The following is a 19,325-nucleotide window of genomic DNA, read 5'->3' as shown; positions in this document are numbered from 1 at the left end:
GTCACTCCACGCCATAGATGTTGCGGGCTGCATCGGCGGAGATATAGCCGTGGCGAAGATCGTCCAGCACCGCCTCCCGCGTGCGTTTCCTGGGGTCGCCATAGCCGCCGCCGCCGGCATAGAGCAGCGTCACGCTCTGGCGCGGCTCCATCGAGGTGCGCGACTTCGGATGCGGCTTTGTCCCATCCCCGAAGGTGATCACCGAGGGCCCGCCAGCGCCGCCACCGAGAATGCCGCTGGCGGGATTGTCGTGACGGTCGGACAGCAGCGAGAGGCGCGCGGGCTTGTCGGAATCCAGTTCCATCTCGATTTCCTGCCCCAACCCGCCACGGAAAGTGCCGGGGCCGCCGGAGTCGGTGCGCAGGCGCTTCTTGCGGATGATGATCGGGGCGACGGATTCGTAGGCCTCGATGGAGCCGGCGCCGACATTGGTCGGGAAGGCCGTCGCGGACATGCCGTCCTTGTGCGGACAGGCGCCCATGCCGCCACTGGCGAAAAGCACCTGCGAGAAGCTGTCGCCATCATGCTTGGTGCCGCTGAACAACGCGCGCATGGTCGGTGCGCCGCCACATTCGGCAATGACGCGCGTCGGGATGACCTGCGACAGCGCCTTGTAGATCGCACCCGCCAGCAGATGGCCGGTCAACTGCCGCGCGCTGACCGGCGCGGGATAGAGCGGGTTCAGGATCGACCGCTCCGGCGCCGCCACGGTGATCGCCTGGTACGACCCCTCATTGCGCGGCGTGAAGGGATCCAGCGCGCATTTCACCGGATAGACCGAATAGGCGTGGGTGTAGTTCATCACGCAATTGATGCCGCGATCGATCTGCGGCGAGGTGCCCGCGTAGTCGATATGCATCGTCTCGCCGCGCACCGTCACGGCGCAGACGATGCGGGTGTGCTTGTCGTCGAAACCGTCGGCGGTGATCTCGGAATGCCAGGTGCCATCGGGCACCTCGGCGATGGCGCGACGCATGGCGCGATCGGCGCGGATCGAGAGCGCGGCGGACAATTCCTGAAGATCGGGCAGGCCGGTGTCCTCGAGGAACTCCGCCACACGACGCGCACCAACCTCGGCCGCAACCACCTGCGCCTGCAAATCGCCCAATACCTGGCGCGGTACCCGCACATTGCCGAGCAGGATGTCGAGCATCTGCTGGTTCCATTGCCCCTCGCGCAGCAGGTAGCCGGGCGGGATGCGGATACCTTCCTCGAAGATCTCGCGGCAATCAGCCGACCACAGCGCGCCGCCGACATCCGGCGAATGCGAAATCGAGCCCGAGAAGCCCACCAGCCTGCCGTGATGGAAGATGCCGGTGACCACGGTGAAATCCGGCAGGTGTCCGGTGGCAAGCCAGGGATCGTTGGTGACCACGACATCGCCCGGCTTCCATGTCTCGGCCGGGTAGCGACGCAGGAACTCCTTCGTCGTGCGTGGCAATATGCAGGAGAATGAAGCGAGCCCGCCGGTATTCTCGGACACGCTGTCGCCGTTGCGGTCCATCAGCACCGTGGCGAAGTCGTTCGACTCGCGCACGATGGTGGAAAAGGCGGTGCGCAGCAGGCCAGTGGCCGCCTCATCCGCCGCCGAGATCAGGCGGTTCCAATAGATCTCGAGCGTAATGGGGTCGAGGGCGGGCGCAGGCGTTTCGGGCATCGCATCCATCCGGTCAGGCTGCTGTGGAAGGCTGATCTTAGGAATGGCTTGCCGTGCCTCGCCAATATGATTTCTATTGATATCCAGACCTGTGGCGAATGGATCGATGGAGCTGCGGCATCTCCGCTATTTCGTGGTCGTGGCGGAGGAGCTGCATTTCAGCCGCGCCGCCGAACGTCTCGGCATGTCGCAACCGCCGCTCAGCCAACAGATCCGCGCCCTGGAGGACGACCTTCAGGTCCAGCTGTTCGAGCGCACCAGCCGCCATGTCGAACTGACAGAAGCTGGGCGCCATTTCCTAGTGGAGGCGCGCGCAACACTCACCCAGGCCGACCGGGCGCGGCAGGCCGCTTCACGCGCCCATCGCGGGGAGATCGGTGAATTGACGGTCGGGCTGTTTCCCTCGGCGCTGCTCGCCGCGCCGATCGCCGCCGCGGTACTCGGCTTCCGCCGGCAGCATCCGCGCGTGCGGCTAGTGCTGCGTGAACGGGCCGTTCATGCCGCCATACGCGACCTGGCCGGCGGCGATCTCGACATCAGCTTCCTACGCCACGCGATGCGCCCCGACATTCCCGCCGGCTTCGCGCTGACTGAGATGCTGCGCGAACCGCTGATGCTGGTGCTACATCGCGACCATCGGCTGGCACGCAGCAAGGAACCCGTGCCGCTCGAGGCCCTGTCGCAGGAGCCCTTCATCCACTTCTCACCGAGATCAGACAGCGCGCTGCACGACCATGTCGCCGCGGTCTGCGCCACCGCCGGCTTCGTTCCGCGCATCGAACAGGAAGCCAACCAGAACGGCTCGATCCTGGCGCTGATCGGCACCGGGATCGGCCTGTCCATCCTGCCGCGCTCGCTGTGCCGGCTCAGCCTGCCGGAACTCCGCGTCCTGCCGATCGCCAACGCGGCGGCGGTGTCGCGGATCTGGATGGCCTATCGCCGGCGCGGCGGCGGCGCGTTGCTGCGCAGCCTGGTCGATTTGGCAAACGCCGAACGCATCGCGGAGTGACGCAAGCCGCTACTCGGCCGGCGGGTCGCGGTACTGGACGTTCTGCTTGGCCAGCTTCTCGATCAACCGGGCCGAACCGCTCTCCCGCTCCTCGGCGATATGGGCAACCAGGCCGCCGCTGCGCGAAACAACAGCCAAGCCCCGCATCACCTCTGGCTTGAAGCCGATATCGGAAAACGCCGCGCCGATCGCACCCGTCGCGTTGATGGTCAGGTGGCGGCCCGCTACGCGGTCCACCTCCTCGGCCAGGATGCGCAGCATGGCTATATGCGGGCCGGCGGCGCCGGCCTGCTCGGCGATCTCGAACAGGCGCGGCGAGCGCGGGTCGTCCGGCTTGTGGAAACGATGGCCGAAGCCCGGCACCGCCTTCTTCTCGGCGCGATGCTTCGCCACCACCTCGGCGCAATAGGCGCGCGGATCGCCATCGGCGGCAACACCGGCCTGCAGGATACGTGCGCAGCCTTCCATCGTGCCCATGAAGGTGTCGCCGATGGTCATCAGGCTCGCCCCCATCGCCACCTGCATCTGGTCGGGCACCGCGCTCGCGACGAAACGAGCGACCAGCGTATTCAGCGTGAGCCCATGCTCCATCAGGATGACCAGGCAGGCATCCAGCACGCGCGTTTCGGGCGGCGTCGGCACGCGGCCACGCAGCAGGAAGAACACCATCTCCGTATAGGTCAGATGGCCGACCAGCTCGGTCACCAGATCCTTGCCGCGGATGGTGACCGAGGTCTCGTCGGTGGTGCAGAGATAGGTGGTGTCGTTGTCCATGGCGTTCCCCTGAATCGGTCGTTGCCCAACAGTCTCGCGCCGCGCACCGCCATCGACAACAGCGGGCCGGTCAGACGCTGACAAAGGGCACGGTCTCGACCATCCAGCGCGCGATGGCGGTGACCGCCGCATCGGTATGCGGCTGGCCCATCACCTGGATCCCCATCGGCATGCCGCCGACCGCCGTCATCGGCACTGTCACCACCGGCGCGCCGAGCGCGGAACTCGGCGTGTTGTACACCGCATCGCCGGTCGGCCGCTTGACCTGCGGCTGCCCCGCGACATCGCCGGCCCAGAGCGGCGCCGGCCCCGGCGAGGCCGGCGCGATGACGGCATCGACTAGCGGGCCGATCGCTTCATGACGGCGGCGCAGCTCCTCGCGCTGCAGGATCGCTGCGCGATAATCCTCTGGCGTCAGCTTCTCGGCCCCTGCCAGCACCGCCTTGGTCCGCGCGCTGACGCCATCCGGGTTGGTCGCAACGGCGTTGCGGATGCCCCAATGGTTCTCCCAGCCGGTGATGACGCCGGTCAGCGCCTGCACGCCAGCCAGCGCCCGTTCGAAGGATTCGAGCAGCGGATGGTCGGCGCGGCGCAGTACTGTCACGCCCTGTGCGCGCAGCCCGTCCACCACCGCCTCGAACACCGCACCGCTTGCATCGTCGAGCAGGCGCCAGCCTTCCGCCTCCATCACCGCAAGCGTCATCGGCCGGCGCGCCGGCGGCGGCGTCGCCGGGCCGAACAGGCCGAGCCGGCCCGGGTCACCACCCGCGCGTCGGGCGATCTCGATAGCGACCAGCCACATATCCTCGATTGACCCGGCATGCGGGCCATGGGTGCTCATGCTGGTGGCCTGGCGCTCGCCACGGTTGATGCCGCCCTGCGTCGGCTTCAGCGCGAAGTTGCCGCAATAGGAAGCCGGACGGATGATCGAGCCGCCGACCTGCGACCCGATCGCCGCCGGCACCATGCACGCCCCAATCGCAGCCGCCGAACCGGAGGACGACCCGCCCGGCGTGCGCCCTTGATCGAACGGGTTCGTGGTGGGACCAGGCTGCGCGCCGCCCATCTCGGTCGTCACGGTTTTGCCCAGCACCACGGCGCCCGCCTGGCGCAACGCCCAGACCGCCGCATTGTCGCGTTTCGGGAAATTGCCCCGATATGCCTCGCTACCCATCTGCGTCGGCATGTCGCGCGTCTCGAGCAGATCCTTGATGCCGACCGGCATGCCGTCGATCGCCGAGAGCGGCTGGCCCGCCTTCCAGCGTACGGTGCTGGCATCCGCCGCCTCCCGTGCGCCGGCCTGGTTGATCACCACCCAGGCGCGCACCACCGGCTCGCGCGCGTCGATGGTCTCGAGGCAGCGTTCGAGATAGGCGCGCGGCGTGTCGGTGCCATCGGCGAAGCGCGGCGTCGCGTCGTGGAAGGTGAGCGCGCGGAAGTCGCCGGTTGCATAGGCTGTCATGTCGGGAGGCCTCCCCTGAAGGTCGCGCCATTGAGGCGCGGCAGGCGCCTCCCGTCCAGCGGAGCGGTCGCGCGCCGCGGCCCGGCGCGTGGCGCCGGCACCGCGCCGGGTAAGCACTCAGCCGGCTGGCATGCGCGACCACCGGCGCCGGCGGCTCGCAGCGCTCCGACGGAAGCATATTGAATGCAATCATTGCATAAATTATTGACTGGTTTGTTATTGCGTTTGATGGCTACCTACGTCATATCTGCGTCGCGGCGACAGGCGGGGCGATGTCGCCCGCCCGCATGGTCGCGGCCTCCGCCCCTGGGAAACCGCCAATGAACGGGAACAACTCGATCAAGACAGGCATCGTCCGTGGGTTACGCCTGCGCTGCCCGCATTGCGGCGAGGGGCACCTGTTCCGCGGCTTCCTGAAGGTGCGCGAGCATTGCGAGGTCTGTGGCGCGGACAACAGCGTCTATCCGGCCGATGACGCGCCGCCCTACCTGACCCTGCTGCTGATCGGCCACCTGGTGGTGCCCTTCGTTTTCGTGGTCGAGCGCGCCTGGGCGCCGGCGCTGTGGTTGACCTTCGCCATCTGGGTGCCGCTGATCGTCGCCATCACCCTGGCGACCTTGCCCTTCATGAAGGGCGCGGTGATTGGCATTGCCTGGGCCAATGGCGTCACGCGGGCCACCGCCCGCCAATAGAGCTCACGCCCCTTGCGGCGGCAGCATACACCGCCCTACAGTATCCATACAATTGACCGGCAAGGCTTCGCGATGAATGGCGCTGCCCCAAGCGGCTGGGTCCCCGTTCTCAACCGGAGCGCGGGTCCCCTGTACCGGGTGATCGCCGATGCGATCGCCGCCGATATCGCCACCGGCCACCTGCCCGACGGTGCACGCCTGCCGCCGCAGCGCGCTCTGGCCGATCGGCTCGGCATCGATTTCACCACCGTCAGCCGCGCCTATGCCGAGGCCGCCCGGCGCGGCCTGGTCCGCAGCCGCGTCGGCCAAGGCACCTTTGTCATCGCGACGGCGCCCTCCACCGGCCGTGACACGCCGGACGCCGCTCCGGTCGATACGAGCATGAACCTGCCGCCACGCCTGCAGGATGCCGACATCCGGCGCCGCCTGTGGAGCGGCTTCGAGGCGTTGGAGAAGGCCGGCGGCCTCGACCTGCTGCAACGCTACCAGGAACCTGGCGGCGGGCCGGCCGATCGGATGGCCGGGGCGGGATGGCTCGCCCCGCGCCTGCCGAATGTCGGGCGTGACCGGCTGCTGGTCTGCCCCGGGACGCAGGCAGCCTTGCTGGCCACCGTCACCACGCTGGCGCAGCCGGGCGACACCATCCTGACGGAGGCCCTCACCTATCCGGGTTTCCGCAGCCTGGCCGGCCAGTTCCACTTCCGCCTCGCCGGCGTGGCAATGGATGACGAGGGGCTGCTGCCCGAGGCGCTCGACGAGGCCTGCCGGCGCGAACGGCCGAAGGCGCTGTACTGCACCCCGACGCTGCACAACCCGACCACGGCGACAATGTCGCTCGCGCGGCGCGGGGCGATCGTGGCGGTCGCCCGCCGGCACGCCCTGCCGATCATCGAGGACGACGCCTATGGCGCCCTGCCCCGACAACCGTTGCCGCCGCTGGCCGCGCTCGCGCCCGAGCTGGGCTATCACGTCGCGGGGCTGTCCAAGACGCTCTCGCCCGCCTTGCGCATCGCCTATCTCGTCGTGCCGGATGCCCGCGTTGCGCAGCGTGTCGCGATCGGCATCCGCGCCGCCTCGGGCATGGCATCGCCATTGACGGCGGCGGCCGCGACGCGCTGGATCCAGGACGGCACCGCCGCCGCCGTGCTGGAGGCGATCCGCAGCGAAACCGCCGAACGCCGCGCCCTCGTCGCGCGCCATCTGCCCGCCACGAATGCCGCCTGCCATCCGGAGAGCTTCCATCTTTGGCTCCATTTGCCGCCAGGCTGGGCGCGCGGCATCTTCGCCGCCCGGCTGCACGCCGCGGGCATCGGCGTGGTCATGAGCGACGCCTTCGCCCTGACGGACCCGCCCGAGGCGGTGCGCATCGGCCTCGGCGCGCCTGGCCCGCGCGAGGCGCTGGATCGCGGGCTTGAACGTATCGTCGACCTGCTGGACCAGCCGCCCGCCTTGTCAGCCATGGTCGTCTGACGAAGGATCGGGCAACACCACACGATAACGGAGAACGCCCGATGCCTCGTCTTGACCTGCCCGCCGATGACGCCATGACCGAGGCACAGAAGGCCGCCGTCGCCGAGGCCGTAGCGGGCATCCGCGGCCGCGTGCCGGCGCCGATGGTGGCTTGGCTGCAGAACCCGGAACTCGCCAGCCGAGCGCAGAAGCTCGGTGAATTGTTGCGCTACAGGACCAGCCTCGAACCGCGCCTGTCGGAACTCGCCATCCTCGTCTGCGGCCGGCACTGGACCTCCCATCACGAATGGACCGCGCATAAGCGCGAGGGGCTGAAGGCCGGGCTCGACCCCAAGGCAATCGACGCCATCGCCGCTCGTCGGACGCCGGTCCTGTCGGATGCGCGCGAGCAGGCGGTCTATGATGTCTCGACGACCTTGCTCGCCACCGGTCGCGTGCCGCCGCCACTGTATCGCCAGGGCGTCACGACGCTTGGCGAGCGCGGCATGGTCGAGCTGGTCGGCATCCTCGGCTATTACTGCCTGGTCGCCCTGACGCTGAACACCTTCGAACTCGGCCTGCCGGGCAGCGTCGCGCCCGAGTTGGAAGACCCGGAATTCTCCACCGGCGCCGCCTGAGACGAATCGCGTCCTCCACCGTCATGTCACGCAAGGGAAGAAACATGTCCAAGCGCTTCCAGGACAAGGTCGTCATCGTCAGCGGCGCGGGTTCGGTCGGCAGCGGCTGGGGCAATGGCCGCGCCGCCGCGGTGCTCTTCGCGCAGGAGGGCGCGCAGGTGTATGGCGTCGACCGCAACCTCGCTGCGATGGAGGAAACCGCCGCGCGCATCGCCGAATTCGGCGGCAGCTTCACCGCGACGGAAGCCGATGTCACCGACAATGCCGCGGTCCATACCATGGTCGCGGATTGCCACAACCGCCTCGGCCGCATCGATGTGCTGGTCAACAACGTGGGTGGTTCCGCCGCCGGCGGGCCGGTTGAGATGAGCGAGGAAGTCTGGGACGCGCAGGTCGACTTCAACCTGAAAAGCGTGTTCCTGACCTGCAAGCACGTCCTGCCGATCATGGAAGCGCAGGGGCGCGGGGCCATCGTCAACCTAGCCTCGACCTCCGGCATTCGATGGACCGGCTCGGCGCAGGTCGCCTATGCAGCCTGCAAGGCGGGCGTAATCCAGTTCGGCCGCGTCGTCGCCGTGCAATACGCGGCGAAGGGCATTCGCGTGAACACGGTGGTGCCGGGGCAGATGCACACGCCCATGGTCGAGGTACGGCTCGCCGGCCAGCGCACCGGCGGCGATGTCGAGGCGCTGATCAAACAGCGCGTCGCGCGCATCCCGATGGGCTTCGCCGGCGACGGCCGCGACACCGCCAATGCGGTGCTGTTCCTCGCCTCCGATGAAGCGCGCTTCATCACCGGCACGGAACTCGTCGTCGATGGCGGCATGTCGGTGCGCTGCGGCTGAGGTCAGCCGCGACGCCGCCTTGGGCGCGGCGTCGTGGCTGGCGCTTCCACCTCGGCTTCGTGCAGCAGCCAGTCGGCGAAGATCCGCAGCGCCGGGCTGATGCGCCCGGGCGGCAGGATCAGCCAGTAGCAATCGCCGGCCATCACGCTGTCGGCCGACAGGGCGCGCAGGCGACCAGCGCGCAATTCCTCCTGCACGAAGACCGGCGAACAGATCACCGTGCCCAGGCCTTCCAGCGCGGCCTGGATCGCCAACGTCGTGCTCTCGAACAACAACGGCGAAGGGTTGGCTGCGAGGCCCGCATGACGCTGCCAGCGCATCCAGTCGCCAGCGCGCACCCGGCTGCCGAGCAGACGCCCCGGCAAGCCGGCGGCGACGCGCGGCGAATCGGCGAGCGACGGCGCGGCGAACGGAGCGATCATCACCGCCTGAAGTCGTCGCGCCGCCGGCGTCGGCGGCGCGTCGATCGGTGCCGTCCTGATCGCCGCATCGACGCCGTCGCGCGCCAGGTCGACCGCGGCGGTCGACGTCGTCACCTCCACATCGATGCCCGGATGCAGTGCGCGAAAGCCCGACAGGCGCGGGATCAGCCAGCGCAGCGCCCAGGTGGTGTAGGCGCGAATCCGCAGCGGCGCGTCCTGCGCCTGGAGGTTGCGCATCGCCGCCTCGATCTTGCTGAAGCCATCGCGCAACTCGCGGGCGAAGCGCTCGCCGGGTTCCGTCAACCGCAACGCATTGGCGCTGCGCCGCACCAGCGCGCAGCCAAACCCGGCTTCCAGCTCGCGCAGCCGCCGGCTGACAGCGGGCTGGGTCACCTTCAGCACCGCCGCGGCGGCAGTGATGCTGCCGGTCTCGGCGACGATGTGGAACGCCCAGAGACTTTCCAGGGGCAGGGACAGGCGCGGCATGGGGTCAGCATAACATGAGGTTGGGGCAGGCCGAGAATCTCTGTGGCTTTCGGGGCGCCCCGGCCCGGTGGCAGGACAGCGCATCGCCAGGCCGCCGCCGCGGTCACGCGCAATGACAACCGGAGGACGTGCCACCATGCAGCGCCGCACCGCCCTGACTCTCATCCCCGCTTTGTCCGCCATGCTCGGCCATCAGGCTCTGGCGCAGGGCGAAGCCTTCCCCGACCGGCCGATGCGCATGGTCATCCCCTTCGCCGCCGGCGGCAGCAACGACATCGTTGGCCGTGTCATCGCCGAAGGCATGGGCGCGCGGCTCGGCCAGACCATCGTGATCGAGAATCGCGGCGGTGCCGGCGGCATCCTGGGCACCGAGGTCGTCGCCCGCGCACCGAAGGATGGCTACACCTTCCTGCTCGGCGGCAGCGGCAGTTTCCTGATCAGCAGCCTGGTGCAGCCGCGCGTGCCCTACGACATCATCCGCGACTTCGCGCCGATCGGCTTCATCGGCGCCGCGCCGAACGTCATCACTGTCAACCCCGGTGTGCCCGTGCACAGCATGGCTGAGCTGCGCGACCTCGCGAAGCGCGCCGACCCACCGATCTCCTATGCGAGCCCCGGCGTCGGCACCACGGGCCATCTGCTCGGCGCACTCATCTCGCTCACCTTCGGGGCGGAGATGGACCACGTCCCGTATCGCGGCACCGGTCCTGCGCTGACCGACGTGCTGGCCGGCCGCGTGCAGATCCTGACCAATGCGGCGGCACCGCTGCGGCCCCACATCGCCTCGGGCGGGCTGCGTGCGCTGGCCGTTGCGGCGCCCCGCCGCCTCGCCATCCTGCCCGATGTCCCGAGCACGGTGGAGGCCGGCTTCCCCGAGATCATCTCCTCCACCTGGTATGGGCTGCTCGCCCCGGCCGGTACGCCGACACGCCGCGTCACTGCGCTGCACGCGGCGCTTAACGCCACCCTGGCAGACCCGACGGTACAGAACCGCCTGACCGAGGAAGGCGTCGAGATCGAACCCAGCGCCGCGCCTCAGGATTTCGGCCGTCTGATCGAGGAAGACCGGCAGCGCTGGCAGCAGGTGGTCACCCGCACGCATATCCGCGCCGAATGATCGCGCGCCCACCCCTGCGTCGGATCGTCGTGCTCGACGATTACGGCGATGTGGCGCCCGGCGCGGCGGATTGGTCGGGCTTGCCGGTCGAATTCCTGCACGAGAAGCTCTCGGAAGCAGCGCTGGTCGATCATCTGCACGATGCCGACGCGCTGGTACTGATCCGCGAGCGAACCGCTGTGCCGGAAAGCCTGCTGCGACGTCTGCCGGCGCTGCGCCTGATCATCACGGCGGGCATGCGCAACCGCGTGCTCGACCTCGATGCCTGCGTGGCGCGCGGCATCGCCGTGTGCGGAACGGATTCGCGGGGCTCGCCGACGGTCGAGTTGACCTGGGGGCTGATCCTCGCCCTGGCGCGCGGCATTCCCGCGCAGGAACAGCGGCTGCGGCAAGGTGGTTGGCAGCATGGCGCCGGGCTCGGGCTGGAGGGCGCGACTCTCGGTGTCGCCGGTCTCGGTCGCATCGGTGGGGCGGTGGCCGCGATCGGCCGCGCCTTCGGCATGCGGTTGTTGGCCTGGAGCCCGAACATGACGGCGGAGAAGGCCGAGGCCGCCGGCGCCGTGCTCACCGATCGCATCGGGCTCTTCCGCGACGCCGATATCGTGACGCTGCATCTCGGCCTTGGCCCAGCGACGCGCGGTATCGTCGGCGCGACGGAACTCGGTGCGATGCGTCTTGGGGCGCTGCTGGTGAATACTGCGCGTGGCGGGCTGGTGGACCGGGTGGCGCTGATCGCGGCGCTGCGCAGCGGGCAGCTCGGTGGTGTCGCGATCGACACGCATGACCCCGAGCCAATGGCCGCCGACGACCCGATCCGCGACGCGCCCAACACTATCCTGACGCCGCATCTCGGCTACGTCACGCGGCAGAATGTCGGCCTCTACTTCAATGGCGTCGTCGCCTGCCTGCAGGCCTGGCGCGCCGGCGAAGCCCTGCCGCGACCGCTAAACGGCGTCGCACAAGCTCCACAAGGAAATCCCGCATGACCCTGAGCACCTCGGCTTCCGACGCCATCCTGCTCCAGGCGGATGGGCCTGTCGCGACCCTCACCTTGAACCGACCAGCCGCGCGCAACGCCATCGACGACGAGATGCGCGCGGATCTGATGGCTGCGCTCGACCATGTGGCGCGCACCGATTCGATCCGCGCGCTGGTCGTCACCGGCGCCGGCAAGGGCTTCTGTGCCGGCGGTGACGTGAAGTCGATGCAGGCGCGGCTCGCCGTGCCGCCAGGCGAGGTCGCCTTGAACGGTTGGCGCCGCCAGCAGCGCACCCACCACGCCGTCTCGTTGCTGCATGCCTTGCCGAAGCCGACCATCGCGGCGGTGAATGGCGCGGCGACCGGGCTCGGCTGCGACGTCGCGCTGTGCTGCGACTTCATCATCGCTTCCGACGCCGCGCGCTTCGCCATGACCTATATCCTGCGCGGGCTGATCCCGGATGGCGGCGGCATGTACTTCCTGCCGCGCCGCGTCGGCCTCTCGCGCGCCAAGGAGCTGATCTTCTCCGGCCGCACCGTGGAACCGGAGGAAGCTCTGCGCCTGGGCATGATCGATCGCGTCACCGGCGCCGACACGCTGCTCGCCGATGCACGCGCCTGGGCGAAACAACTGAGCAAGGGCTCGCCGGCGGCGCTCGCGCTGAGCAAGAATATCATGGACCAAACTTTCGAACTCACGGTCGAGCAGGTCTTCTCTCTCGGCAGCCAGGCACAGGCCATCTGTTACAGCTCGCGCGAGCATCAGGAATCGGTCGCGGCCTTCCTCGACGGCGTCGCCCAACGCCGCGCGGCGAAGGGCAACCCGGCATGACCGCGCTCAACGCCCTGCTGCGGCCCCGCAGCGTCGCCGTCATCGGTGCCTCCGCCGACGCGAGCAAGATGACCGGCCGGCCCGTTGGCTACCTGCAGAAATACGCCTTCGACGGCGCGATCTGGCCGGTCAATCCGCGCGTCGAGACCATCGCCGGGCTGCGCTGCTACCCGGATGTGGCATCACTGCCCGACGCCCCGGATGCTGCAATCGTGTTGCTGGGGCCGGACCGCGCCGAGGCGGCGGTGCGCGACCTCGCCGCGCGCGGCTGCAAGGCCGCCATCGTACTCGCCAGCGGCTATGGCGAAGCGAATGAGGATGGCGCGCGCCGCCAGCAGGCGCTGAAGGATGCCGCCGGAAGCATGCGGTTGCTCGGCCCGAACACCATCGGGCTGGTCAACCTGACCGACGGCATCATGCTCTCGGCAACCGGCGCGCTTGAGGTCGCAGATCTGCCGGCCGGGCGCATCTCGGTCGTGTCGCAGAGCGGCGGCATCCTGGGTTCGTTGCTGTCGCGCGCGGCGGATCGCGGCATCGGTTTCGCCAAGCTGGTCTCGACCGGCAATGAGGCGGATCTCGACAGCAGCGACCTGATCGAACACCTAGTCGAGGATGACGCGACCGACGTCATCGCCGTCTACATGGAAGGGCTGCGGCGGCCGGAGGCATTCAAGCGCGCGGCGCGTCGTGCCGCCGAACTTGGCAAGCCGATCGTCGTCTACAAGGTTGGCCGGTCGGAATCCGGCGCGCGCGCGGCGACCTCCCATACCGGGGCGCTGGCCGGCGCCGACCGCGTCTATGACGCGCTGTTCCGCCAGGTCGGCGTGATCCGCGCTGGGAGCTTCACGGACCTGCTCGACATTCCCGCCGCTCTCGTCGCGGGTCGTCGCATGGCGGGCGAACGCGTCGCCATCCTGACCTCGACCGGTGGGGCCGGCACCTTGCTCGCTGACAATTGCGGCATAGCGGGCATCGAGGTGCCGCCCCCTGACGACATCACGACCGAACGCCTCGCGACGCTGCTCAACGAGGACCAGGCAGCGATCGGCCGCAATCCGGTGGATGTGACGCTGGCCGGGCTGCGACCGGACCTCTTCCGCGGCGCCATCGACGCACTGCTGGAGAGCCCCGGATATGACGGCGTAGTCGTGGTGATCGGTTCCTCCGCCCTCGCGACGCCAGACATTGTCGCGGGAGCGATCGTCGAATGCCAGGCGCGCAGCAACAAGCCGGTGCTGGCCTATGTCAGCCCGCATGCCCCGCATCTGGTGCGGTTGCTGAACGGCAAGGGCATCCCGGCCTTCGCCACGCCCGAGAGCTGCGCCTCGGTATTGCGGGCCTTGCACCGGCGTCCCCTCCCCCCGGCGCCCGAGGCGATCGCCGTCGATGAGGCCGTGCTGGCGGGCCTGCCGGCGGGCAATCTGAACGAGGCGGAGAGCAAGGCGATCTTCGCTCGCTTCGGCATGCCGGTGACACGCGAGCATGTCGCCGCCGACGCCGATGCGGCGGCCGCAGCGGCACACGCGTTTGGCGGCGAGGTCGTTCTCAAGATTCTCTCCCGCGCCATCGCGCATAAGAGCGACCTCGGCGGCGTCAGGGTCGGACTGACGGCCGAGCAGGTGCCCGATGCCTGCGCCACGATGCTGGAGACGCTGCGCGCGGCTGGTGCGCCGACGCCGGAGGGCTTCCTAGTACAGGAACGCATCCGCGGTGGCATCGAGATGATCCTCGGCTTTCACCGCGATCCGCAGCTGGGGCCGGTCATCCTGCTTGGCGCCGGCGGTGTCGCGGCGGAGCTGTTCCAGGACACCGCCCTACGCGTGCTGCCCATCACGCGCGCGGATGCCGAGGCGATGGTGGGCGAGCTGAAGGCAGCTCGCCTGCTGCGCGGTTGGCGCGGTGGCGCGCCGGCCGACATCGCCGCGCTGATCGATGCCGTCATGGCCTTCGCCACGATGGCCGGCGCCGCCGGCGAGAGGTTGCTGGAGGCGGAGATCAACCCACTCTTCGTGCTGCCCGAGGGTGCGGGCGTGCGGGCGGTAGATGGGCTCGTCGTACTGCGATGATCAATCGACGCTGGCAGCCTGCCGCCAGCGTCGATTGAACGAATCATGCAGTGCTGTCAGAAAGCCCCTGCCGACATCACGTCGCGCATGGCGCCAGGTGCTCGCATCATCGCCGATACGGACTCACGCCGGAAAGCGGTCGAGCCAATGCCGCGCAATCGCGTCGCGGCGCGCAAACCACACACCACCCTTGTCGCGCATATGCCGCAGCACACGTTCCAGCCCCGCAATACGTCCAGGCCGGCCGATCATCCGCAGATGCAGCCCGATAGACAGCATCCGCGGCGTCTGCGCGCCTTCGGCCCACAAGGCGTCGAAGGCGTCGATCACATATTCCGCGAAATGTCCCGCCGTGGTGAAGCGCTGGCTTCCCTGGTGGAAATGCATGTCGTTGGTGTCGAAGCTGTAGGGCAGCACGAGGTGGCGTCGCCCGTCGACCTGCGTGAAGAAGGGCAGGTCGTCGCTATAGGCGTCGCTGTCATAGAGAAAGCCGCCATGCTCCAACAGCAGCCGCCGCGTATTGGCCGATGGCGCCGACCGCGTGTGCCATCCGAGCGGCGCCACGCCGGCAGCATCGCGAATCGCAGCGACGGCGCGGGCGATGGTCACGCGCTCCTCCGCCTCTGCCATGCCGGCATGCCGTTCCCAGCGCCAGCCATGGCAGGCGACCTCATGCCCGCGCGCCACGGCATCCCGAGCAATCCAGGGCGATCGCGCGATCGCCCGGCCGCAGGCATTCAGCGTCGAAGGCGCGCCGTATTGATCGAGCAGCCGCATGATGCGGTGGTAGCCGACCCGCGTGCCATATTCGAAATGCGTGTCGCGGCAGGGGTCCGGTGCATCGCGTACTTCGTCGGTGACTTCGTAGACCGCTTCGTTCCGCTCATCGCCATCGATGATCGACAGCTCCGCGCCTTCCTCGACGTTGACGACGAAGGAGACTGCCACGAGCGCACCACCCGGCCAGGCCGGGTCGGGTGGCGTCGCGCCATAGCCCAGGAAATCACGCTCCAGAACAGGCACTATCAGACTCCGGCCATGCGATTCAGACCGACCAGGCGGTCGCCGACGATCAGCAGCAGCGCGGTCATGGCAATGATCAAGGTGGACACCGCCGCGACCGTCGGATCCGGCGATTCGCCCAGGTATTGCAGCAACTGGATCGGCAGCGTGCGGTGATAGACATCGGTCAGGAAGATCGAGATCGGGTAGTTGTCGAGCGACGCCAGGAAGCCGAACAACCCGCCGGTGATGAAGGATGGCGCGAGCACCGGCACCATCACGCGGATCACCGCCTTCGGATAGGACAGCCCCAGCGTCCGCGCCGCGTCGAGCAGGCTGAAATCAAACAGCGACAGGCCCGCGGTCAGCGTGCGCATCACGAAGGGCAGCACGACGATGACATGGGCGATGAGCAGCGACGGCAGGGCGTCCCGCAGCCCCAGCGCGCGGAAACACTGCAGCATGGCGATGCCGATCACGAGCCCCGGCAACATCAACGGCGAGACCAGGAAGGTCGCGAGTGTCTCGCGCCCGGGGAAGGTGCCGCGCACCACCGCGATCGCCGCCATGGTGCCGAGCACCAGCGACACCGCCGTGGCGAAGGCCGCGATCTGCAGGCTGAGCAGCACCGAATCCAGCAGGCCATCCAGCCGGCCCAGCCTCTCATACCACCGCCAGGAGATCTCCCCTTGCGGTAACTGGAACACCGGCGAGGGTGACAGGGAAACGCCGACCGTCACCACCAGCGGCGCCAGCAGGAAGACGATGCAACCGATCAGCGCGAACCAGGCGACAGCCAGGCCAATGCCGCGTGTCATGGCGTTGCCCTCACCTTGCGTGCCAGGACAACGCTCGCGCCCACCACCAGCAGCGACAGCACCAGCAGCACCACGCCCGCCACCGAGCCGCGCTGCGGGTCTTGCAGATAGAGGAATGACGTCGCGATCGTCGTGGACAGGGTCTGGTAGCGATCGCCCATGAGCAGCGTCGGGATGACATAGGCGGCAATGGACATCGAGAACACCAGCGTCACGCCCGCCACCACCCCCGGCATGGTCAGCGGCACGACCACCCGCGTGAAGCCATGGATCGGCCCGGCGCCGAGGGTCGCCGCCGCATCGGTCAGGCGCGGGTCGATCTGCCGGATCACCGAGAAGATCGGCAACACCATGAAGGGCAGGAAGATGTTGGCTATGCCGATCAACAGCCCGGTCTCGGTGAAGATCAGGCGCATCGGCGCATCGGTCAGGCCGCTTGCCATCAGCAGCCGGTTCACAACGCCATTGCTGCGCAGCAGCACCGTCCAACCGAAGGCCTTGACGATGACGCTCAGCGACAGCGGCAGCAGAAGCGCTGCGACGAACAGCGCCTGCCAGACCCCACGCGCGCGCGCCAGCGCGAAGGCGGCGGGGTAGCCGATGATGATGCAGATCAGCGTCGTCAACACCGCCAGGCGCAAGGTGCGTGTCGTCACCTGCCAGGAATAGGCGCTGCCAAGGAAGTTGCGATAGCCATCCAGCGTCCAGCCTTGCCCGTCGCGCAGGCTCTCCAGCAACAGCAACGCGAGCGGCAGGGCGAAGACCAGCAGGCAGAAGACGCAGGCCGGCACGGCCAGCCAACCGATGCCGAGGCGCGTCATTCGGCAACGTCCGGCGCGGGAAAGACGAGCGTGTCGGTAATACGCCAGCTGATCGGCAACATGTCGCCGCTGATCTCGGTCTCGGCCGGCAATTCGACGATGGCGCGATCACCGCCGCCGAGATGGCCATGCAGCAGGCGACGACTGCCGAGGAAGGTCTGCGCGGCAAGCGGCAGATCGATCCCGGTCCACTCGGCATCCGGCGCCGGGCGCGGCGCGATGCGTTCCGGCCGCACCGCGACCAACACGCGGGCGCGTTTTGCGAAATGTCCCTGGGCGCGCAGGACGCCGTAGGCGGTCTGCACGGAAAGCCGGCCATCGCCGGCCTCCACCACCTCGCCATGCAGCGCCGTGGATTGGCCGACGAAATCCAGCACGAAGGGCGAGGCCGGCCGCGCATAGATTTCCGCGGGCGTGGCGAGTTGCTCGATGCGGCCTGCATTCATCACCGCGATCCGGTCGGACAGCGCCAGCGCCTCCTCCTGGTCATGGGTGACGAAAACCGCGGTCATGCCGAGTTCGCGCAGCAATTGCCGCAGCTCGACCTGCATCGTTTCACGCAATTTTCGGTCGAGCGCCGACAGCGGCTCATCCAACAGGATGAGTTCCGGATTCACCGCCAGCGCGCGCGCCATCGCCACGCGCTGTTGCTGGCCGCCGGAAAGCTGCGCGATGGCGCGCGACGCCATTGGCCCGAGCCGCACCATATCAAGCAGCCGGCGCACGCGCGGGGCGATCTCCTCGCGCGGCGTGCCGCGGGCGCGCAACCCAAAGGCGACATTGTCGAAGACGGTCAGATGCGGAAACAGCGCGTAGTTCTGGAACACCACCCCGATATTGCGCCGATGCGGCGGCAGCCGCCCAATGTCGCGCCCGGCGAGGTGCAACCGCCCGCCATCCGGGCTCAGCAGTCCGGCGAGAATGCGCAGCAGCGTCGTCTTGCCGCAGCCCGACGGGCCCAGCAGCGAGACGAACTCACCTTTGCGCATGGCAAGGGAAAGATCCTCCAGCACGACCGTCTGGCGGAAGCGCTTGCCGACGCCGGCGATGTCGAGATGCGCCTCCACCGCCTCAGGCCATCACCTCGTTCCAGCGCCTGATCCACGCATCGCGGTTCTTGTTCACATTCTCCCAGTCGGGCGCGAAGGGCGTGCCGGGCGGAACGACGAAGCCGGCCGGCAGACGCGCTTCGGTATTGGTCGGCAGGACATAGGATTTCTCGGCGAGGATCTGCTGGATCTCGGCACTCATGAAGGCGTTGAGGAAGGCGTTGGCGAGTTCACCATTCGGTCCATTCTTCACCTTGCAGATGCCTGAGGGCATGGCGAAGACACCCTCCTTCGGCGCGGCGAGGTCGACCGGCGCGCCGCCGGCCTTGCGGATCAGCGTGTAGGAGGAGAACTGGCCCGACATCAGCGTGGCCTCGCCGGATTCGAGTAGGTTCTCCGCCTGCGGCTGGTTCGTGTAGATGGTCAGCAGGTTCGGCTTCAGCGTCGCCAGCTTCTTGAAGGCGGCATCGGCATCGTACTGCGCTTCAGCGAAGGGCTTGCCGGTCTCGAGATGGGCAGCGACGATCATCGTCCACAGCCCTTCGGTGTTCTGCAGCGACGGCAGGATGACCTTGCCGCGATTGGCCGGCGCCCACAGCGCTTCGTAGCTGTCGACGCCACGCGGCATCGAGTCCCTATTGTAGCCGATGCCGACCCAGGGCGCTTGGTAGTTGACCCAGGCGCCATCGAGATGGATCGCCGTCGGGATCAGCTTCGCGATGTTCGGCGTCGCACTCGGCGCCAGCTTCTCGAGCAGCCCCTCGGCCCAGGCGATCTGCATGATCGGGTCGTCCATCAGCACGACGGACATGCGCGGGCTGGCCTTGTCAGCGCGCAGCTTCTCAAGGTTCACGAGCGAGCGCGTACCGTCGAAGACGACGCGCATGCCGCTCTGCCGCTCGATCACCGGGAAGACGAATTCGCGCATGTAGCCGGCCATGCCCGCGGCGCCGCCGACCACCAGGTCGCGCGATTGCGCTCGAAGGATACCGGGAAAGCCTGTCACCGCCACGCCGGCGGAGGCGGCCTGCAGCAGGCCCCTGCGGGAGAATGTCGTCATGTCGCCCACTCCTGTCGGATCACCGCAGGGGTGGGCAGCAAGGCTCGTGCCAGCGGAAAGCAGCGCCTGCGCGCCACGCCGCAACCGAGATTGCACACAAAAAATGCGATCACCGAGGCAGCCTGCCGCGGGATCAATCATTCTTTGA

Annotated in this window: 18 protein-coding genes; 9 read left to right on the top strand and 9 right to left on the bottom strand. The window is 68.4% G+C overall.

The genetic code is table 11. The features are described from left to right. Window position 1: 1 nt before the first annotated feature. Window positions 2-1,657, bottom strand: a complete 1,656-nt coding sequence (locus tag IEY36_RS13165) for a hydantoinase B/oxoprolinase family protein (RefSeq protein WP_188967535.1) — start codon at window positions 1,655-1,657, stop codon at window positions 2-4. A 106-nt stretch (window positions 1,658-1,763) separates the two neighbouring features. Between IEY36_RS13165 and IEY36_RS13160 the strand changes: the two genes are divergently transcribed. Beyond that, window positions 1,764-2,666, top strand: a complete 903-nt coding sequence (locus IEY36_RS13160) for a LysR substrate-binding domain-containing protein (protein ID WP_188967534.1) — start codon at window positions 1,764-1,766, stop codon at window positions 2,664-2,666. A 9-nt stretch (window positions 2,667-2,675) separates the two neighbouring features. Here the strand turns inward: IEY36_RS13160 and IEY36_RS13155 are convergent, their stop codons facing one another. Both IEY36_RS13155 and IEY36_RS13150 read right to left on the bottom strand, forming a co-directional pair. Further along, the gene (locus tag IEY36_RS13155) at window positions 2,676-3,440 is read right to left on the bottom strand and encodes a citryl-CoA lyase (RefSeq protein WP_188967533.1); all 765 of its coding nucleotides are present in this window, start codon (window positions 3,438-3,440) and stop codon (window positions 2,676-2,678) included. Window positions 3,441-3,510: 70 nt separating this feature from the next. Next, window positions 3,511-4,902, bottom strand: a complete 1,392-nt coding sequence (locus IEY36_RS13150; protein WP_188967532.1) for an amidase — start codon at window positions 4,900-4,902, stop codon at window positions 3,511-3,513. A gap of 320 nt (window positions 4,903-5,222) precedes the next feature. On the opposite strand from IEY36_RS13150, the gene IEY36_RS13145 reads away from it, so the two are divergent. The 4 genes from IEY36_RS13145 (at window position 5,223) to IEY36_RS13130 (ending at window position 8,526) form a co-directional block, all read left to right on the top strand. Beyond that, window positions 5,223-5,594 carry a DUF983 domain-containing protein gene (locus IEY36_RS13145; RefSeq protein ID WP_188967531.1) on the top strand — a complete coding sequence of 124 codons (372 nt, stop codon included), beginning with the start codon at window positions 5,223-5,225 and terminating at the stop codon, window positions 5,592-5,594. 72 nt (window positions 5,595-5,666) lie between these two features. Next, a complete protein-coding gene (locus IEY36_RS13140; protein ID WP_188967530.1) occupies window positions 5,667-7,064 on the top strand; it encodes an aminotransferase-like domain-containing protein in 1,398 nt (465 codons plus the stop codon). A gap of 41 nt (window positions 7,065-7,105) precedes the next feature. Next, entirely contained in the window at window positions 7,106-7,681 is a 576-nt protein-coding gene (locus IEY36_RS13135; protein ID WP_188967529.1) for a carboxymuconolactone decarboxylase family protein, read from the top strand. A 44-nt stretch (window positions 7,682-7,725) separates the two neighbouring features. Then, complete coding sequence (locus tag IEY36_RS13130) at window positions 7,726-8,526, top strand: SDR family NAD(P)-dependent oxidoreductase (protein WP_188967528.1); 801 nt, start codon at window positions 7,726-7,728, stop codon at window positions 8,524-8,526. A 2-nt stretch (window positions 8,527-8,528) separates the two neighbouring features. On the opposite strand, the gene IEY36_RS13125 is transcribed toward IEY36_RS13130, so the two are convergent. Next, entirely contained in the window at window positions 8,529-9,434 is a 906-nt protein-coding gene (locus IEY36_RS13125; protein WP_188967527.1) for a LysR substrate-binding domain-containing protein, read from the bottom strand. A gap of 136 nt (window positions 9,435-9,570) precedes the next feature. Here IEY36_RS13125 and IEY36_RS13120 point away from each other — a divergent pair, with 136 nt between their 5' ends. The 4 genes from IEY36_RS13120 to IEY36_RS13105 are packed head-to-tail and all read left to right on the top strand — an operon-like array spanning window position 9,571 to window position 14,427. After that, window positions 9,571-10,551: a Bug family tripartite tricarboxylate transporter substrate binding protein gene (locus IEY36_RS13120; protein ID WP_188967526.1), complete on the top strand. Its 981-nt coding sequence runs from the start codon at window positions 9,571-9,573 to the stop codon at window positions 10,549-10,551. Then, window positions 10,548-11,537, top strand: coding sequence for a D-2-hydroxyacid dehydrogenase family protein (locus IEY36_RS13115; protein WP_188967525.1), 990 nt, complete (start codon window positions 10,548-10,550; stop codon window positions 11,535-11,537). Before IEY36_RS13120 ends, IEY36_RS13115 begins: the two co-directional genes overlap by 4 nt. After that, window positions 11,534-12,361, top strand: a complete 828-nt coding sequence (locus IEY36_RS13110) for an enoyl-CoA hydratase/isomerase family protein (protein WP_188967524.1) — start codon at window positions 11,534-11,536, stop codon at window positions 12,359-12,361. The genes IEY36_RS13115 and IEY36_RS13110 overlap by 4 nt, the downstream gene beginning before the upstream one ends. Continuing rightward, window positions 12,358-14,427: an acetate--CoA ligase family protein gene (locus IEY36_RS13105; protein WP_188967523.1), complete on the top strand. Its 2,070-nt coding sequence runs from the start codon at window positions 12,358-12,360 to the stop codon at window positions 14,425-14,427. Before IEY36_RS13110 ends, IEY36_RS13105 begins: the two co-directional genes overlap by 4 nt. 123 nt (window positions 14,428-14,550) lie before the next feature. Here the strand turns inward: IEY36_RS13105 and IEY36_RS13100 are convergent, their stop codons facing one another. Genes IEY36_RS13100 through IEY36_RS13080 form a run of 5 tightly spaced genes read right to left on the bottom strand, consistent with a single transcriptional unit; the run spans window position 14,551 to window position 19,177 of the window. After that, complete coding sequence (locus tag IEY36_RS13100; RefSeq protein ID WP_229681297.1) at window positions 14,551-15,450, bottom strand: polysaccharide deacetylase family protein; 900 nt, start codon at window positions 15,448-15,450, stop codon at window positions 14,551-14,553. Window positions 15,451-15,452: 2 nt separating this feature from the next. Next, entirely contained in the window at window positions 15,453-16,247 is a 795-nt protein-coding gene (locus IEY36_RS13095) for an ABC transporter permease (protein WP_188967522.1), read from the bottom strand. Further along, window positions 16,244-17,068, bottom strand: a complete 825-nt coding sequence (locus IEY36_RS13090; RefSeq protein ID WP_188967521.1) for an ABC transporter permease — start codon at window positions 17,066-17,068, stop codon at window positions 16,244-16,246. Before IEY36_RS13090 ends, IEY36_RS13095 begins: the two co-directional genes overlap by 4 nt. After that, the gene (locus tag IEY36_RS13085) at window positions 17,065-18,135 is read right to left on the bottom strand and encodes an ABC transporter ATP-binding protein (RefSeq protein ID WP_229681296.1); all 1,071 of its coding nucleotides are present in this window, start codon (window positions 18,133-18,135) and stop codon (window positions 17,065-17,067) included. The genes IEY36_RS13090 and IEY36_RS13085 overlap by 4 nt, the downstream gene beginning before the upstream one ends. Window positions 18,136-18,139: 4 nt before the next feature. Further along, window positions 18,140-19,177 carry an extracellular solute-binding protein gene (locus IEY36_RS13080; RefSeq protein ID WP_188967520.1) on the bottom strand — a complete coding sequence of 346 codons (1,038 nt, stop codon included), beginning with the start codon at window positions 19,175-19,177 and terminating at the stop codon, window positions 18,140-18,142. Between the last annotated feature and the right edge of the window lie 148 nt (window positions 19,178-19,325).

The organism is Neoroseomonas lacus (genome assembly GCF_014644535.1).
Lineage (GTDB): Bacteria > Pseudomonadota > Alphaproteobacteria > Acetobacterales > Acetobacteraceae > Neoroseomonas > Neoroseomonas lacus.
Note: the sequence above shows the minus strand (reverse complement) of the source record. Positions and strands in the feature narration are given on the sequence as shown.

Excerpts from the sequence above, each read along its gene's own strand:
- IEY36_RS13125 (WP_188967527.1), bottom strand. The coding sequence starts at position 9,434 with ATGCCGCGCCTGTCCCTGCCCCTGGAAAGTCTCTGGGCGTTCCACATC.
- IEY36_RS13140 (WP_188967530.1), top strand. The coding sequence starts at position 5,667 with ATGAATGGCGCTGCCCCAAGCGGCTGGGTCCCCGTTCTCAACCGGAGC.
- IEY36_RS13130 (WP_188967528.1), top strand. The coding sequence starts at position 7,726 with ATGTCCAAGCGCTTCCAGGACAAGGTCGTCATCGTCAGCGGCGCGGGT.
- IEY36_RS13095 (WP_188967522.1), bottom strand. The coding sequence starts at position 16,247 with ATGACACGCGGCATTGGCCTGGCTGTCGCCTGGTTCGCGCTGATCGGT.
- IEY36_RS13155 (WP_188967533.1), bottom strand. The coding sequence starts at position 3,440 with ATGGACAACGACACCACCTATCTCTGCACCACCGACGAGACCTCGGTC.
- IEY36_RS13150 (WP_188967532.1), bottom strand. The coding sequence starts at position 4,902 with ATGACAGCCTATGCAACCGGCGACTTCCGCGCGCTCACCTTCCACGAC.
- IEY36_RS13090 (WP_188967521.1), bottom strand. The coding sequence starts at position 17,068 with ATGACGCGCCTCGGCATCGGTTGGCTGGCCGTGCCGGCCTGCGTCTTC.
- IEY36_RS13120 (WP_188967526.1), top strand. The coding sequence starts at position 9,571 with ATGCAGCGCCGCACCGCCCTGACTCTCATCCCCGCTTTGTCCGCCATG.
- IEY36_RS13160 (WP_188967534.1), top strand. The coding sequence starts at position 1,764 with ATGGAGCTGCGGCATCTCCGCTATTTCGTGGTCGTGGCGGAGGAGCTG.
- IEY36_RS13105 (WP_188967523.1), top strand. The coding sequence starts at position 12,358 with ATGACCGCGCTCAACGCCCTGCTGCGGCCCCGCAGCGTCGCCGTCATC.
- IEY36_RS13110 (WP_188967524.1), top strand. The coding sequence starts at position 11,534 with ATGACCCTGAGCACCTCGGCTTCCGACGCCATCCTGCTCCAGGCGGAT.
- IEY36_RS13135 (WP_188967529.1), top strand. The coding sequence starts at position 7,106 with ATGCCTCGTCTTGACCTGCCCGCCGATGACGCCATGACCGAGGCACAG.
- IEY36_RS13115 (WP_188967525.1), top strand. The coding sequence starts at position 10,548 with ATGATCGCGCGCCCACCCCTGCGTCGGATCGTCGTGCTCGACGATTAC.
- IEY36_RS13145 (WP_188967531.1), top strand. The coding sequence starts at position 5,223 with ATGAACGGGAACAACTCGATCAAGACAGGCATCGTCCGTGGGTTACGC.
- IEY36_RS13080 (WP_188967520.1), bottom strand. The coding sequence starts at position 19,177 with ATGACGACATTCTCCCGCAGGGGCCTGCTGCAGGCCGCCTCCGCCGGC.
- IEY36_RS13165 (WP_188967535.1), bottom strand. The coding sequence starts at position 1,657 with ATGCCCGAAACGCCTGCGCCCGCCCTCGACCCCATTACGCTCGAGATC.